This window comes from Geminocystis sp. M7585_C2015_104, assembly GCA_015295805.1.
Taxonomy (GTDB): domain Bacteria; phylum Cyanobacteriota; class Cyanobacteriia; order Cyanobacteriales; family Cyanobacteriaceae; genus DVEF01.
In genome coordinates this window covers 1-16,023 of sequence record DVEF01000010.1, presented here as the reverse complement: position 1 = coordinate 16,023, position 16,023 = coordinate 1, and the positions used below count along the sequence as shown (strand labels likewise).

13 protein-coding genes are annotated in these 16,023 nt (G+C 47.7%); 1 reads left to right on the top strand and 12 read right to left on the bottom strand.

Translation table 11 applies throughout. The annotated features are described in order from the left end of the window. On the bottom strand, positions 1-260 hold a 260-nt coding region (locus tag IGQ44_01065), incomplete at its 3' end, for a hypothetical protein (GenBank protein ID HIK36571.1). 139 nt (positions 261-399) lie between these two features. Between IGQ44_01065 and IGQ44_01060 the strand changes: the two genes are divergently transcribed. Continuing rightward, complete coding sequence (locus IGQ44_01060; GenBank protein HIK36570.1) at positions 400-909, top strand: PD40 domain-containing protein; 510 nt, start codon at positions 400-402, stop codon at positions 907-909. On the opposite strand, the gene IGQ44_01055 is transcribed toward IGQ44_01060, so the two are convergent. The 11 genes from IGQ44_01055 to psaA form a co-directional block, all read right to left on the bottom strand. Continuing rightward, complete coding sequence (locus IGQ44_01055) at positions 906-1,757, bottom strand: uroporphyrinogen-III synthase (protein ID HIK36569.1); 852 nt, start codon at positions 1,755-1,757, stop codon at positions 906-908. The two genes, IGQ44_01060 and IGQ44_01055, sit on opposite strands and share 4 nt — an antisense overlap. A 2-nt stretch (positions 1,758-1,759) precedes the next feature. Beyond that, positions 1,760-2,470 (bottom strand): uroporphyrinogen-III C-methyltransferase, encoded by a 711-nt coding sequence (gene cobA / locus IGQ44_01050; GenBank protein ID HIK36568.1) that lies wholly within the window; start codon positions 2,468-2,470, stop codon positions 1,760-1,762. A gap of 75 nt (positions 2,471-2,545) precedes the next feature. Then, positions 2,546-4,405: a biosynthetic-type acetolactate synthase large subunit gene (gene ilvB, locus IGQ44_01045; GenBank protein HIK36567.1), complete on the bottom strand. Its 1,860-nt coding sequence runs from the start codon at positions 4,403-4,405 to the stop codon at positions 2,546-2,548. A gap of 218 nt (positions 4,406-4,623) precedes the next feature. After that, positions 4,624-6,042, bottom strand: coding sequence for a deoxyribodipyrimidine photo-lyase (locus tag IGQ44_01040; GenBank protein ID HIK36566.1), 1,419 nt, complete (start codon positions 6,040-6,042; stop codon positions 4,624-4,626). Positions 6,043-6,051: 9 nt separating this feature from the next. After that, a complete protein-coding gene (gene dndE, locus IGQ44_01035) occupies positions 6,052-6,522 on the bottom strand; it encodes a DNA sulfur modification protein DndE (protein ID HIK36565.1) in 471 nt (156 codons plus the stop codon). Between the two features lie 35 nt (positions 6,523-6,557). Next, positions 6,558-8,450 (bottom strand): cation:proton antiporter, encoded by a 1,893-nt coding sequence (locus IGQ44_01030; GenBank protein HIK36564.1) that lies wholly within the window; start codon positions 8,448-8,450, stop codon positions 6,558-6,560. A 208-nt stretch (positions 8,451-8,658) separates the two neighbouring features. Then, the gene (gene hemF, locus IGQ44_01025) at positions 8,659-9,687 is read right to left on the bottom strand and encodes an oxygen-dependent coproporphyrinogen oxidase (protein HIK36563.1); all 1,029 of its coding nucleotides are present in this window, start codon (positions 9,685-9,687) and stop codon (positions 8,659-8,661) included. A gap of 111 nt (positions 9,688-9,798) precedes the next feature. Continuing rightward, positions 9,799-10,446, bottom strand: a complete 648-nt coding sequence (locus tag IGQ44_01020; GenBank protein ID HIK36562.1) for an OmpA family protein — start codon at positions 10,444-10,446, stop codon at positions 9,799-9,801. Between the two features lie 13 nt (positions 10,447-10,459). After that, complete coding sequence (locus IGQ44_01015; protein ID HIK36561.1) at positions 10,460-12,022, bottom strand: hypothetical protein; 1,563 nt, start codon at positions 12,020-12,022, stop codon at positions 10,460-10,462. 98 nt (positions 12,023-12,120) lie between these two features. After that, positions 12,121-14,349 (bottom strand): photosystem I core protein PsaB, encoded by a 2,229-nt coding sequence (gene psaB / locus IGQ44_01010; GenBank protein HIK36560.1) that lies wholly within the window; start codon positions 14,347-14,349, stop codon positions 12,121-12,123. A gap of 277 nt (positions 14,350-14,626) precedes the next feature. Continuing rightward, positions 14,627-16,023 (bottom strand): photosystem I core protein PsaA (gene psaA / locus IGQ44_01005; GenBank protein HIK36559.1); only part of this gene is annotated, 1,397 nt, incomplete at its 5' end.

Here is a 16,023-nt window from a genome sequence, read left to right as displayed (position 1 = left end):
GGAGGCTCCACTAGTATTTCTACTTTACCTTCGTATAGGGGGGGTTGGCTTAGAATCCAGACGGAAGAGGGAATGGCCACGGCTAGGGTTGTGGCGATAATCAATAGGCCTTTTCGTCTGATAGCCCTGAAGAGTTCAGCCAAGTCAATTTCATATTCTTCGCTAGGGCGACGGTTAAAATAACTGACTGGTGCTGTTGGTTGGGATTGATTACCGTTGTAGTAGTTGTAGTGGTAGTTCCCGTAACTGTTGAAAAACATTTCTTTCCTATAAACTGATAGTCAGTATGGGTTGATGCGGCTCACCCCTTGGGGTTGAAAATAGAACCTGGGATTGATTATTATGTGGCTTGTGTAATAGCTGATGGTGGTGGATGGGGTTTTATAGTGTTTTTGAACTATGAAGTCTGCTCATTGGCCTTTGATGATGGGGTGGATATTGTTGCTTGGGGGGTGTGGGGGTTATCCTAGGCTCCTATACTTCCCTTTTTCGGACAACACCCGCAGTTTTAACACCCCCTCGGCGGAATTGAGTCCATTCATTGCTGGACAGTATATCACATTTATATCGGAGCGCAACGGTTCTCAGGATGTTTATTTGTATGATGCCAAAAATCGTCGTCTAGTTGACTTGCCGGGATTAAATGCCTTTGACGAGACTGCTTCCTCTCCCTCTGTTTCTGAGGATGGGCGCTATATTGTCTTTACTGTGGTGGCCAGGGACAAATCTGGTTTATATTTGTATGATAGAGCTACACAACAAAAACGGCTGTTAATTCCCCGAACGGAAAAGGAAATCCGCAACCCCATGATTAGCAGTAAGGGGGACCGAATTACATTTGAAGTAGCAAATAATGGACAGTGGGATGTGGTGGTGACGGACATAAGGGGGAATATAATAGCCCGTTAGGATTGTTGGAAAAACTCCGTTAGGCTTTGGGCTAGGCCTTCAAGGGTGTATTCTTTAGCTTCTACATCCACTCTGCCCAATACTTCTCGACAGGTGGCGGAGGTTTGGGGGCCAATGGAGGCTATTATGACGGGTTGTAACAGGGATGGTAGATTATAATGGGGGTGGTGTTGTAGGGTTTGGCTGAGAATCTGATGGAAATTGCGGACTGTTTTTGAGCTGGCAAAGGTGATTACGTCAATGGTTTTGTTTACAAAGGCCTTCCAGACGGTGTCATCCATTTTTTCTGGACAAACGGATTGATAAGCGGCCACTTCTACTACTGTTGCGCCTTTTTGAGTCAATTGTTGTACTAGTAAATCCCTACCACCGGTTTCCACCCTGGGCAAGAGGATTTTTTTGCCCTGTAACTGTTCGGGGAAGTGACTGGCTAGGGAGTCGGCTATGAAATCGGGGGGCACAAAGTCGGGGGATATCCCGTAATGGGAGAGAAACTGGGCAGTTTTTTTGCCAACTACTGCTATTTTCAAATGGGAAAATTGCCTAATATTTTTGCCCAGGACATCTAGTCTTTGAAACAGGTATTGTACTCCATTAGCGGAGGTGAAAATCAACCAGTCAAAGGACTCTAGGTTTTGGATATTATTGTCTAGGGCTTGCCAACTGGAGGGGGGTATGATTTCCAGGGCGGGCATTTCTAACACTTGTGCCCCCAATGATTCCAATAGCTGGCGGAAGGTGGCGTTACTATCTGCGGCGCGGGTGATTAAAACTGTTTTGCCACTTAGAGGTTGACTGGGGTTTGTCTGTTTTGGCCACTTAGGGGTTTGCTGATGGCTTTTGGTCATTACTACAGTCTCTTGAGCTCTTCTTGGTCTACTACTGTACCAACAACGATGACACAGGGAGATAAAGAAATGTTAAGGGTTTGGGCTACTATGGTGGAAAGTGTGCCTTTCCACACCTGTGTGTTACTGCCACCGGCTTCTTTGATGATGGCGATTGGGTGGGAGGGAGGACGACCGTATTTTTGTAGTTTTTCCACCATCAAAGACAAATTTCTACCCCCCATTAAAATCACGAGGGTGTCTATTTGGCTGAGAATCTCCCAGTTTAACTTTTCTGGATTATGCCCACTTACAACCATAACTCCGGAGCTATGGTCTTTATCGGTGAGGGGGATATGGGCGAGAAGGGGTGCGGCTAGGGCTGAGGAGATCCCGGGGATGAGCTGATAGTCGACACCAATGGCCTTGACGGTGGCCAATTCTGGGATTAAACGGCCAAAAATCCCCACATCACCCCCTTTTAGACGGACAACTACTTTGTATTTTGGGGCTAATTGGGCTAGTAGACGGTTTATTTCCGCCTGGGGGGTGCTTTTTTGTCCCCCTCGTTTGCCCACATGGATTTTTAGGCAGTTTTCCGGGGCTATATTGAGAATTTCCTTGTCTATGAGGGCGTCGTGGATTATTACTTCCGCCTGGGAGAGGATTTTATAGGCCTTGAGGGTGAGGTAGTCTAAACCACCAATGCCGGCTCCCACGAAGTATACTGTCATAGGTCATAGGGCATCAGGGGAGTTGGGCGGCGGGAGACGCAACCCAACTTGTAAATTACCTAGAAATCTAAGTGTTTACAGCTTGCTGCCACAACAGTAGCAGAAATTGTGGTCTTCTGGGTTTTCTGTGCTACAGTTGGGACAGATGATGGAGGCTGGACGTCCTAGTTGTGGTGGTTTTTTGGGCAAACCCATCATCTGATAGTTGCTCTTGCCTGGGGCCACCATGGGATAGCAGTTTTCGTCTTTCTTGACGTGGACATCCATAACCACAGGGCCGTCATGAGCCAACATTTCGGCGATGGCGGAGGATAATTCGCTGCGATGCCTTACTGTCATGCCTTTAATGCCGAAGGCTTGGGCTAAGAGTTCAAAATTGGGCATTCCGGCCTCCATGTTGGAGGCGGCGTAGCGTTCGCCATAGAAGGCTTGTTGCCACTGACGCACCATTCCTTGCCAGCCGTTGTTGATAATGACCACTTTAACTTTGACGTTATACTGGGCAACGGTGGCCAATTCCTGGAAAGTCATCTGGAAACTGGCATCGCCACTGATACAGATTACCTGTTCGTGGGGAAGGGCGATTTTAACACCCATGGCGGCGGGTAAGCCGTAGCCCATGGTGCCTAAACCGGCACTGGAAATCCAACGACGGGGGCCTGTTTTCAAAAATTGGGCTGCCCACATTTGGTGTTGACCCACATCGGTAGTATAATAGGCGTTTGGCGCTTGACGTCCCACTTCTACTATTACCTCTTGGGGGGAGAGGGAGTCAGAGGGGTGGGGGACTAGGAGGGGGTAGTCTTCTTTCCAACGGTCAATTCTTTTTAACCATTCTTTGGTTTTGCCGTTGTTGGACAGTTTTAATTGTTTTGCCTTTTGTAACATCTGTTGGAGCACATGGCGTACATCGCCGACAATGGGGACGTCCGGACGACGGTTTTTCCCTACCTCGGCGGGGTCGATGTCAATGTGAATCACCTTGGCTTTGCTGGCGAACTCGTCTAACTTGCCGGTGACTCGATCGTCAAACCTTGCCCCTACGGCGATGAGGAGGTCACATTCGGTGACGGCGAAGTTGGCGTAGGCTGTCCCATGCATTCCCAACATGCCCACGGAAAGGGGGTGGTTGGCATCAAAGGCGCCCAATCCCATCAGGGTGGTGGTAACGGGAATTTGGAACATTTCTGCTAGCTCTTGTATTTCGGCCTGGGCGCCGCTGGCTATAGCCCCTCCGCCTACGTACAAAAGTGGCCTTTTTGCTTCTACTATCAACTCGAGGGCTGCATTGACTTGACGGGGATTGCCTTTTATGGTTGGCCTATATCCCCTCAGCTTTACTTGTCCTGGTTTTACCGGCTGATAGTAGAATTCTTCTAGTCCCACGTCTTTGGGTATGTCTATCAGTACTGGCCCGGGACGTCCTGTGCTTGCGATATGGAATGCTTCAGCTACAATTCGAGGTATATCAGCAGCCTTGCGGGCGACGTAGGAATGTTTTACAATGGGGAGGGTTATGCCGAAGATGTCTGTTTCTTGGAAGGCATCAGTGCCGATGGCGGCCCTAGCAACCTGTCCGGTGACAACTACAAGAGGTACGGAGTCCATGTGGGCGGTGGCGATTCCTGTGACGAGATTGGTGGCGCCTGGCCCCGATGTGCCGAAACACACTCCCACTTTACCTGTAGCACGGGCATAGCCGTCGGCGGCATGGGCCGCCCCTTGTTCGTGTCTCACCAGGATGTGTTTTAGGTCGCCTCTTTGTTCTGCTCTGTACAACTCGTCGTAGATAGGGAGGATGGCACCGCCGGGATAGCCGAAAATGTGTTTAACTCCGTGACGGCAGAGACTGTCTATCAGGGCATAGGCCCCCGTACACCGAATTGGTACTACATCTGTTTCCAGTTGGACATTTCTGACATTAGTTACTACCATATTTTTTTCTCTCCAATAGGGTTATATACTCATTGTAGAATTTTCCACCAATGGGGGGATTACCTTCAGAGATAACCGAGTTAAAGATTAATTCTATGTTAAATTTTTTACAATACGCAAGAGATGTAAAAACGTTATGTGGAGGGGAGGCTACATTGAAAGAAACTGATGCATTACAAAGATTGATTCGGGGTGGGGCTTAAGGGTTTATACCATACTCATTGGATTTGGGCATAGAGGCGTTTGAATTCTTTTTGTTGCTGCTGATGGGAGACGATGGGAGTGGGGTAACCACAACTTTGGGCGACGAGGGGGGGGATGTTGCCGGTTAGTAACTGGTGGGTGTCGAGATGACTTATTTCTGGCAACCACCTACGGATATATTCGCCATGGGGGTCAAATTTTTGTGCCTGGGAGGAGGGGTTAAATATTCTTAAGGGTTGGGTGTCCATGCCACTGGAGGCACTCCACTGCCATCCGCCGTTGTTGGCTGCCAAGTCGCCGTCGTAGAGTTTTTGCATGAAGTATTTTTCCCCCCATCGCCAGTCAATCAAAAGGTCTTTTGTCAGAAAGTTGGCCACAATCATACGACAGCGGTTGTGCATCCAGCCGGTTTCGTTGAGTTGTCTCATGGCGGCGTCGACAATGGGGTAACCGGTTTTGCCCTCACACCAGGCTTGGAACCAGTCTTCTCGGTTTTGCCATGGGAATTGCTTGAATTTAATTCTATATGGTTCTTCTGCTAAATGGGGGAAGAAATAAAGACAGTGTTGGTAAAACTCCCGCCAGGCTATTTCTTTTTGCCAGGCGATTATACTATTTCTGGCTTCTTCGCTGTTGCAGTTTTGCAATTCTTCCTCTACTCTTTGCCACAGTTTTCTGATGCCTATTGCCCCAAATTTTAGAGCCGCACTGAGTTGGGAGGTGCCATCAATGGCCGGATAGTTGCGATTTTCCTCGTAATTGTATATTAATTTACTACAAAAATAATCTAATCTTTGACAGGCGGCGGTTTCTCCGGGGGTTAAGGGGAGGGGGGAATCCCAGACGAAGCCCAATTCTTTTTCTGGGGGGATAGGTATTGCTCCCAGGGAGGCTACAATCTGTTTTTCTTCCTCGTCTAAACCTACTAGATGGGTGGGGGAGGGGGAGGGAGGCAGTTTTTTTTGACTAGACCAGTTGCGCCAGAAGGGGGTGTATACTGTGTAAGGTTTTTGGTTGTCTTTGGACAGCACCTCCCCTGGAGCGTGTAAGAGCTGATCCCAAAAGGTTTTTACTTCTATTGCCTCTTTTTTTAGGGTGTTAATAATTTTCTCATCCCGTTGACGGGAATAGGGTTCCACATCTAAGTTCCAGTACACGCCTTGACATTTGAGTTTTTTGGCCAGTTGGGGAATAATCTTATGGGGCGAGTTGTGGAAGACTAACAATTGACTTCCTAGTTTTTGGTATTTTTGTTGTAATTCTTTCAGACAGCCCAGCATATATTTTACTCTAGCTGGGGCAATGTCATCCCTGCTCAGAATATCAGGATCTAGACAAAACACTCCTATTATCTTGTTGGTTTTTTTCCTAGCGGCGGCAAGTCCAATGTTGTCATGTATTCTTAGGTCCCGACGGTGCCAAAATATAATCATGGTGGGAAATTAGTCAGTGTCTTTATTTTCCCGGAAAACGAGTTGGATGAAATGGGTCAATTTCTTGACTTCATATTCTGCAGCCAGATAACCGATTCCTCGGTGTAGGTGTAAACGGAATTGTTGTTTAAGGGTTTCTGGGTCTGTAGGTAGTCCATCTTTGTGACAACGGTAAATCAGGGCTAATAGTAAGATTTCCCCTAACTCGCCAGCAAAGGTTTCCCAAGTCATTTCCAAATTGCTGTCGGCGGGGGGATTATAGGGTGCTGGTTTGTGAGGTTCAGCTAGGGAACGACAAAAGGCCCATCTACATAGTACATTCCAATGTTCTATATTGGTTATTCTTTTGAGTTTAATGAGTTGATTTTTGGCCTGACTGGACAATCTAATTCTGTCTATGGGGGAGTCTTCCGTGTTTAGATTTTCTGTTGTTAGACTTTCTTGGGATTCTGGCGATGGTGGTGAAGGAAGGTCACTCATGGTATTTTAATATGCTTTTTTGCCTATTTATCCCATTATAGGGTTGGGGGGGAGAGGGGGATTTCTTCTACTTCTGGTAGTTCTAAAAGGGTGGTACGAGAAGAGGTACTGCCGCCAGACAGTTGTCTTAGGAGTTTGGGGCGGGAGTCGTACAACAGGTAAATAATTTCATCTCCTTCCTGCCACTGTTCACCAACGGCCACTGCTTGGATACCTTTTCTGGTTTTGCACAAGAGGGGTAAAAAATCGCCGGAGTCTCTGAGTTTTTGCAGGTGGCTTATTTGTAGTTCGGAAGGTGACTTGATTGTGGTCTTGCCTAATTTGTACTGGCCTTCTTGTAGGTGTCTATTCCAGTCTTTGAGGGAGAGATTTGGACTGAAGGCTTGGAGGATTTTTTGTTTGTTACTTCTAATCTGATTTTGGTAGTTACTGGGGAAGAGGGCGAGTATTCTTGGGGGGGAGAATTCTTCTAATACTCTTTGGGATACCATCAGGTTTACATCGGGGTTGCTAGTCATGGCAATAAAGGTGCCGATAGAGTTGATTCCTGCTTTTTCCAACACTCTGTAATCTAGTGCACTACTTTCGTAAACATTAAGATTTTCCTGTCTTGCTTTTTCACAGTCTTCCCTATTGGTGTCAATTAGAACCACTGATTCGCCCTCTGCCCGAATCAAAGAGGCAATGAGACGGGCTAGGGGATTGCAGCCAATAAGCATAAAGCCTTCGGCCTGTTCAGCGGTGATGCGAAGCAGTTTGGCCAATTGACCCGCTGTTAAGCCTTGAATGAAGACTGTCATCATGATGGTGAGGAAAACGAGTCCTTTGATGGAGTTGCCGCCATTGATGCCGTTTTCAGTGAGGAGTATAGCAAAGAGGGAGGCTACGGAGGCGGAGACGATGCCCCGAGGTGCCACCCAGGCTAGGAAGAATTTTTGTCGCCAGTTCATGCCGTTTCCCCAGGTGCATATGATTATACTGATGGGGCGTACCACAAACATGAGGGTACATACGGTGAGGACACTTCCCCAACCTAGGGCTACGATACTGGCAAGGGATAAGTCTGCTGCCAGGAGAACAAACAATACTGAGACCCCCAATACTGTTAATTGTCCTTTAAAGCGCAATAACAGTCTTTCTTCCGGGATGCCGGCTGCCCTTAACACTATCCCTGCTGTTACTGTTGCCATTAAACCCGACTCGCTGATGATCATCTGGGACAGTCCAAAGGTGCCCCATACTCCTGCTAGTACTACAAGGTTTTTGAGGTCGTCACTGATAAAATCGGCCTGCTTGTAGAATTTTCCTAATAACCAACCGCTCATCCCCCCTAAAGTTCCTCCCATGCTCAACCGCAATAGTAAGCCTGAGATTATGGTTAGGGAGTCGGCCTCCTTGTTTAGAATTGTATTCAGAACTACTACAGCGAGAATGGCGCCAACAGGGTCAATTAGTACTCCTTCTCCTTCTAAAATGGTGGCCACTCTTCGATCTACTGCTACTTGTTTCAACAGGGGCCCAATTACAGTAGGTCCGGTTACTACTACTAAGGAGGAGTAGAGGAAGGCAATTTCCCAGGGGAATTCTGCCAACCAGTGGGCGGCCATTCCCCCTCCCAAAAAGGTGATTAATGTGCCTATGGTTACCAGATTGCGAATGCTGCCGGATACTTGTCCTATTTTTTTTAACTCTAGATTCAACCCCCCCTCGAAGAGAATAATGGCTACTGCTAGGGCTACTAGTACTTCTAATCCTGAACCTAATAGTTCTGGATGTAGTATTTTAAGTCCATCTCTGCCTAATACAATTCCAAATGTGAGCAGGAAAACTATGCTGGGAATTTGCCATGCTTCGGCCAATACTTGAGCTGTAATTCCCGCTACCACTGTGATTATTATCTGCAGAGTAAGAGTGAATGAGCCATCCATTCTAACACTTCTGTTAAATTCATTGGTTTTTTTGCTAGAATTGAGCTTTTGTTAAGACAACATAAATTTGCGGGAAAACTCTGACTCTATAAATGGTAGCGCATATGAAGGGGGTTAGTTGTGTTGATTTTTTCCTACAGATAATAAAAACCTCCCAGGGGGAGGGTAAACTTTTAATTCTTTATTTTTTTTTAGACAACTTTCGAGCCTACTGGGGTTGCCATTGGCTCCAGTCTTGGGGTTTTAGGAAGACTTCATACAGTTCGGCCTCTGGTGTGTTGGGTTCCGGTTTATAATCGTATTCCCAGCGTACTATGGGGGGCAGGGACATTAGAATTGATTCTATTCGGCCGTTAGTCTGCAATCCAAAAATAGTACCGCGGTCATACACCAGGTTGAATTCTACATATCTGCCGCGGCGGTATAGTTGGAAATTGCGCTCCCTTTCCCCATACTCCATATGACGGCGTTTTTCGGCTATTGGCACATAGGCTGGTAGAAATGCCCTGCCGCAGTCGATGACAAAGGCAAACAACTCTTCCCAACTGCGTTGCGGCTGGGGGGGTAACTGGCTGCTGTAGATGGCGGCTGGCTTGTCGGGGTGGGGCCCTCGGTACAGTGGGTCTGTACCATCTTGGTAGTCAAAGAAAATACCGCCAACGCCCCTGGTTTCGCCACGGTGTTTCAGGTAAAAGTATTCGTCACACCAACGTTTGAAGACGGGGTAGTATTCTGGATGGTGTTTATCACAGGCTTGTTTTAGGGTGATATGAAAATGATGGGCGTCTTCAGCGAAGGGGTAGTAGGGGGTCAAATCGGCGCCTCCTCCAAACCACCAAATCGGCCCTGCTTCAAAGTAGCGATAATTCAGGTGTACTGTGGGCACATAGGGGTTTTTGGGGTGTAGTACCATGGAAGTCCCGGTCGCGTAGAAGGGGTGCCCGGCCGCTGAAGGATATTGTTGTAGTATACTCGGCGGCAATTGTTTCCCCCACACTTCAGAAAAATTTACTCCGCCTCTCTCAAAGAGGTCACCGTCTACCATGATGCGGGTGCGTCCACCTCCTCCCTCTTCTCTTTCCCAGGTGTCTTCTCGGAATTTCCCTTTGCCATCCAGTGCTTCCAGGGCGGCACAAATTTCGTCTTGAAGGGTTTTCATGAATTCACTGACTCTTTTTTTGGCTTCTGGAGGTGGGGGAGTTGGGGTTTTTGGCTGCCTGTTTTCTAATGTTACCATAGGATCATTACTTGTCTTGTGGTTTATGTTCGTCATGGTGTTAAAATCTAAATCCTCTGATACTCTCCATACCAGAGTTTTTTCCGTATCTTAATATTCTGCAATAGAGGGCTAGTTTTGGCCAGGGTGAAAAAGCCAATAGTCCCTTTTGAATTGAAATCTAATTTTTACCTTTCTGTCTGTGGGGCTATCAAATTGTTGTTCAGCCTCCCTTTCTCCTTTTGCGGCTACTAGTATTTTCTGTTGGAATTCTTGTTTATAGGGGAAGTTAATACTGTTGATGTATTCTCCTACTGCCAACGCCCGTTTAAAACTCAATTCCATGTTGTCTTTTTCTGTTCCTTTTGAACTGGTGTGGCCCTCGATTATAATGCTAGTTATTCTGTCAGCTACTATTTTCTCGTTAAAAATTATTTCACTAAATGCTGGTATAAATTCATCTAAAAACCGTTTGCCCTCTGGTTTTAACTTATAACTTCCTTCTGCGAACAATATTTCTGTCGGCAGACTCAAGTCTCCTGTTTTTTCGTCCTTATTTATTTTGTCGTAGATTCTTGTTTTTTCTTGAAAGGAGGCTATAATTCTTTCCGGCAGGGTTTTTATTACTTCCTCGTATCTTACCAGTTGGGCGGAAACTGCTATGAATAATAGGGCGAAAAACATTAATAAGCCGGACATCAAATCACCTACTGACAACCAAATGCCGGAGTCTTCTGCCTCTGGTGTTTCCTCTTCTTCTTGCCACGGAAAAATGTTCATTATTTTTTATTCTCTAGGATAGTAATTCGTCCTTGTGACGCTGGAAAAATTCAGTCAATACCTCTTGATATTCCAGTATAAACTGTTCCAATTGATCCCTAAAAGAGGTATATATTTGCTCCAAGATGCCGTCGATATTCATGAGGGTTTCCAACAGATTTTCTTTTGTTTTATGTAACAGGGAGGAGGATTCCAACCCTATAGTTTTGATGGTTTCTGCTTGTTGACCTAAGACTTGACTGGTAGAGGTGAGAATCTCCCCTGCAGACTTCTTTACTCCTTCTAACATTTCTTTTTGTAGGTTTAGTTGGGTGAGTAAAGTTTCTTCTAATTGTTGTCTTGTTTCCCGGAAGGTGTTAACAAATTCACTGGCGGTAGTCTCATAGGCTTGTTTTTGAATTTCCATTGCTACAACTCCTTCTGCTACGGCTGTTTTCATATCCTTCGTTACCTGGTGTAAAATTTTGCCACTTTCAACCCTGAACTGTTGTAGGGTTACTTGGAATTTTTGACCAATTTCTTCTTGTAATTTCTGATTTTTTTCCATTATTTCTTCAACAGTAATCCTTGTGCACTCTATTTCTTTTTCCAGTCCGTTTACCGCCAACAAAAATTTTTCCAACAGCTCATTGCCCTTTTCTATTTCCTCTTTCATTGGTTTGATTATTCTCTCTCTGTAATCTTGTATCATTTGGTGTAATTGTTTGTTCAATTTATCGCATTCTCTTAGATACAATATAAGTTCAGCTTCTAGGGATTGGAAGATTTTGTTATTCTTCTCTCCCTGATATGTTAGAGCCTTTATTTCCCCCTTTATGTCTATAAGTTCTGTTTGAAAGGATAATAAATAGGGGGCAAAGGTTTTTTCCATAGCTAAGGCTATTTCCTCAGCGGCGAGGTAGCTGGGGGGGGTAGATTTAGAATCTGTGCCGACAAAGTGTTCCAGTCTGGATAGGAATTGTTGGGGGGATTCGAGATAGCATATTTCGCCTAACCTTTTTCTAAAAAAGGCTTTTTTTCTCTGTTTAAAACTTCCACCTATAGCCATGGCAATGACCATAATGGAGGCGCCTCCCAAGCCTGCTAGGGAGGTGGAAAAAGCCGTTTTCATTCCTGCCAATAGTTGATTGGAAGAGGCTAGGAGAGACTCGGTGTCGCCAATATTAGTTCCTACCTTTTGCAGTCCCAAAAAAATCCCTAAAAATGTGCCCAAAATCCCCATTGCCGTGAGTAGGGTGGGGGAATAATACACAACACTGGGGGGTGTTTTTTTCTGGATTATTTCCGGATAATGAGCAATAATATAGTAACCTCTATTGTCTTTTTTTGCAACTATACTATCTCCCGAAATTTCCCCGGCCAAATGTCCACTCAGCCACAGAAACAACTCATGGTCATTGCATTCTTTTCTTGTAAAAATCCCCCCATTTTGTTTTGTTTTTAGGAAATTAATGGCTTTATCCAACAATAAAAATTCCTTCTTCCCATAGCTGACGACACTGGCGATTTCCATGCCAAGCAGAATAAAGGTTAACAAGACAATAAAAATTACCCCCAACCAATCTCCTAACATCATAAACTTCACCTGCAAATAAAGAATATAAACCCCCTACCGGTTGGTAGAGGGTCTTGTCCAACTCATGCATGGAATAGGGGGAAACCCCCCCTCAGTAATCAACCCCACTTACCGGCAGTGGAGGCAATCAAGAAGGCGGCATAGGTGAGGATGTAGCCCACAGTGAAGTGGGTCAACCCTACCAGACGGGCTTGTACGATGGAGAGGGCAACTGGTTTGTCTTTCCAACGAACCAGGTTAGCCAAGGGAGTACGCTCGTGAGCCCAAACGATGGTTTCGATCAACTCTTGCCAGTAACCGCGCCAAGAGATGAGGAACATGAACCCAGTAGCCCAGACTAGGTGTCCGAAGAGGAACATCCAAGCCCAGACGGAGAGGTTGTTCACCCCATAGGGATTGTAACCGTTAATCAACTGAGCCGAGTTAGCCCAGAGATAGTCACGGAACCAACCCATCAGGTAGGTAGAGTTTTCGTTGAACTGGGCAACGTTGCCACTCCAGACGCAGAGGTGTTTCCAGTGCCAGTAGAAGGTCAGCCAACCCAGGGTATTGAGCATCCAGAACATGGCGAGATAGAAGGCATCCCAGGCAGAGATGTCGCAGGTGCCGCCACGACCTGGACCATCACAGGGGAAGGAATAACCAAAGTCCTTCTTATCTGGCATCAGTTTGGAGCCACGGGCATCCAGCGCACCTTTCACTAGAATCAAGGTAGTGGTGTGCAAGCCCAGGGCAATGGCGTGGTGTACTAGGAAGTCGCCGGGGCCAATGGTTAAAAAGAGGGAGTTTGTGCCGCTGTTGATGGCTTCCAACCAACCGGACAACCACACATTGCCATGGTTAGGCCAGGCGGTGGTAGCAATGCTGTCGGGGTTGGACAGGAGCACATCGAACCCGTACAAGGCCTTCCCGTGAGCTGCCTGAATCCACTGAGCAAATACAGGCTCAATTAGGATCTGTTTTTCTGGAGTTCCAAATGCTACAACCACATCATTGTGGACATACAGTCCGAGGGTGTGGAAGCCCAGGAAGAGGGACACCCAGCTCAGGTGAGAGATAATAGCCTCTTTGTGCTCCAGCATCCGGGCCAGAACGTTATCCTTGTTGGCCTCGGGGTCATAGTCGCGGACGAAGAATATAGCACCGTGGGCAAAGGCCCCCACCATCAAGAAACCGGCGATGTATTGGTGGTGAGTATAAAGGGCTGCCTGGGTGGTATAGTCCTTAGCAATGAACACATAAGAGGGTAGAGAGTACATGTGCTGGGCTACCAGGGAGGTAATTACCCCTAAGCAAGCCAGCGCCAATCCCAACTGGAAGTGGAGGGAGTTGTTGATGGTGTCATAAAGACCCCTGTGGCCGGCACCGAGCAAGCCCCCGAAAGGAGTTCCCTGAGGCGGATTGTGGGCGGCCAAGATGTCCTTAATGCTGTGACCGATCCCCCAGTTGGTGCGGTACATGTGGCCGGCGATGATGAAGAGAACAGCAATTGCCAGGTGGTGGTGAGCAATGTCAGTCAACCATAGAGACTCGGTTTGAGGATGGAACCCACCCAAGAAGGTCAAAATTGCTGTCCCTGCTCCTTCGGAGGTCCCGAACACATGGCCGGCGGTATCGGGATTCTGAGCATAAACCCCCCAGTTACCGGTGAAGAAGGGAGCCAAACCAGCTGGGTGAGGTTTCACACTCAGGAAGTTATCCCAACCCACATGTACTCCACGGGATTCGGGGATGGCCACGTGGATGAGGTGACCTGCCCAAGCCAGGGAGCTTACACCAAACAACCCAGCCAGGTGGTGATTCAGACGGGACTCAGCATTCTTGAACCAAGCCAGACTTGGACGGAATTTAGGTTGCAGGTGTAACCAGCCGGCGAAGAGGAATAGGGATGCCAGAATCAAGAGGAACACTGCCCCTTGATACAAATCTTGGTTGTTGGTCATCCCGATGGTGTAGAACCAGTGGTACACGCCGGAGTAGGCTATGTCCACGGGACTAGAGGCTCCTGCCTGGGTGAAGGCGTCGATTGCCCCCTTACCGAAGTGAGGATCCCATATAGCATGAGCAATAGGACGGGTGTTGAGGGGATCTTTTACCCACTGTTCAAAGTTGCCCTGCCAGGCTACGTGGAACACTGTGCCGGAGGCCCAGAGGAAGATGATTGCCAAGTGACCGAAGTGGGAGGCGAATATTTTTTGGTATAGATTTTCTTCGGTCATCCCGTCATGGGTTTCAAAGTCATGAGCGGTGGCAATTCCGTACCAGATCCTCCTCGTGGTTGGATCTTGAGCTAAATCTTGGCTAAATTTTGGGAATTTTGTTGCCATAGCCTTTGTTAGGAATTTGCCCTGTCGACAATTTTAGTCCAATTTGATTAGACTGTGTTGTTTCTCCTTCATTTTACCCCGCCCAGCCCTCGGAATCTTAGGCCGGGCAAGGGCTTAAACTGACTTTTTTAGGTAGTTAATAGTCAAGAATCTACGGTGTCCATAGACCTTGAACTATTAACTATTTCTTGTTAGTTAAAGCAGCTTTACCTGATATTTTATAACCCATTTTGCCGCGGATGGGGCGTTGAGTTTAGAGAAATTTTACATTCTCTTCTCAACCCACTGAGAGGATGCGGCAGAGGAAGAATGCCCAGGTGGTTACGATGCCACCCAGCAGATAGTGGGCTACACCCACAGCACGACCTTGGATGATGCTCAGGGCGCGTGGTTGGATTGCGGGGGCTAGTTTCAGCTTATTATGAGCCCATACGATGGATTCGATCAACTCCTGCCAGTAACCACGTCCGCTGAAGAGGAACATCAAGCTGAAGGCGAACACGAAGTGGCCTGCCAGGAACATGATGCCATAGGCGGACAGGGCGGAGCCGTAGGAGTTGATTACGTTAGCGGACTGAGCCCACAAGAAGTCCCGCAACCAACCGTTGATGGTGATGGCGCTCTGGGCGAAGTTGCCGGCTGTGATATGGGACACACTGCCGTCCGGTAGTACAGTCCCCCACACATCGGACTGCATTTTCCAACTGAAGTGGAAGATCACGATGGAGAGGGAGTTGTACATCCAGAACAAGCCAAGGAAAACGTGGTCCCAAGCAGACACTTGGCAGGTGCCACCACGGCCTGGCCCATCACAGGGGAAGCGGAAGCCCAGCTCGGCCTTATCGGGGATGAGGCGAGAACTACGGGCAAACAGCACCCCTTTCAGGAGGATGAGCACAGTTACGTGGATAGTGAAGGCGTGGATGTGGTGCACCATGAAGTCGGCGGTGCCCAGGGTGATAGGCATCATCGCCACTTTGCCGCCCACTGCCACTACATCGCCCCCGAAGGCGTAGCTAGCGGGAGCACTGGCCCAAGGAGCGGTGTTGCCGGCAGCGGCCGCATGGATTTTCTGTAACCATTGAGCAAAAACGGGTTGCAACTGGATAGCGGTATCTGAGAACATGTCTTGAGGGCGTCCCAGGGCTCTCATGGTGTCGTTGTGGACGTATAACCCGAAGCTGTGGAAGCCCAACCAGATACATACCCAGTTGAGGTGGGAGATAATAGCGTCGCGGTGGCGAATCACCCTGTCTAAGAGATTGTTTACGTTCTTAGCCGGGTCATAGTCGCGCACCATGTATATAGCGGCGTGGGCCCCTGCGCCGACAATCAGGAAGCCTCCAATCCACACATGGTGTGTGAACAGGGACAACTGAGTGCCGTAGTCAGTGGCCAGGTAGGGGTAAGGTGGCATAGCATACATGTGGTGAGCCACTATGATGCTCAGTGACCCCATCAGTGCCAGGTTGATGGCCAGCTGGGCATGCCAAGAGGTAGTGAGGATTTCGTAGAGTCCTTTGTGGCCTTCACCGGTGAAGGGTCCTTTGTGGGCCTCTAGTATTTCTTTGATGCTATGACCGATCCCCCAGTTGGTGCGGTACATATGACCAGCGATGATGAACAGTACTGCTATGGCCAGGTGATGGTGAGCAGTATCAGACAGCCACAAGC

Excerpts from the sequence above, each read along its gene's own strand:
- IGQ44_01020 (HIK36562.1), bottom strand. The coding sequence starts at position 10,446 with ATGAACATTTTTCCGTGGCAAGAAGAAGAGGAAACACCAGAGGCAGAA.
- IGQ44_01055 (HIK36569.1), bottom strand. The coding sequence starts at position 1,757 with ATGACCAAAAGCCATCAGCAAACCCCTAAGTGGCCAAAACAGACAAAC.
- IGQ44_01040 (HIK36566.1), bottom strand. The coding sequence starts at position 6,042 with ATGATTATATTTTGGCACCGTCGGGACCTAAGAATACATGACAACATT.
- IGQ44_01060 (HIK36570.1), top strand. The coding sequence starts at position 400 with ATGAAGTCTGCTCATTGGCCTTTGATGATGGGGTGGATATTGTTGCTT.
- dndE (HIK36565.1), bottom strand. The coding sequence starts at position 6,522 with ATGAGTGACCTTCCTTCACCACCATCGCCAGAATCCCAAGAAAGTCTA.
- ilvB (HIK36567.1), bottom strand. The coding sequence starts at position 4,405 with ATGGTAGTAACTAATGTCAGAAATGTCCAACTGGAAACAGATGTAGTA.
- psaB (HIK36560.1), bottom strand. The coding sequence starts at position 14,349 with ATGGCAACAAAATTCCCAAAATTTAGCCAAGATTTAGCTCAAGATCCA.
- hemF (HIK36563.1), bottom strand. The coding sequence starts at position 9,687 with ATGGTAACATTAGAAAACAGGCAGCCAAAAACCCCAACTCCCCCACCT.
- IGQ44_01015 (HIK36561.1), bottom strand. The coding sequence starts at position 12,022 with ATGATGTTAGGAGATTGGTTGGGGGTAATTTTTATTGTCTTGTTAACC.
- IGQ44_01030 (HIK36564.1), bottom strand. The coding sequence starts at position 8,450 with ATGGATGGCTCATTCACTCTTACTCTGCAGATAATAATCACAGTGGTA.
- cobA (HIK36568.1), bottom strand. The coding sequence starts at position 2,470 with ATGACAGTATACTTCGTGGGAGCCGGCATTGGTGGTTTAGACTACCTC.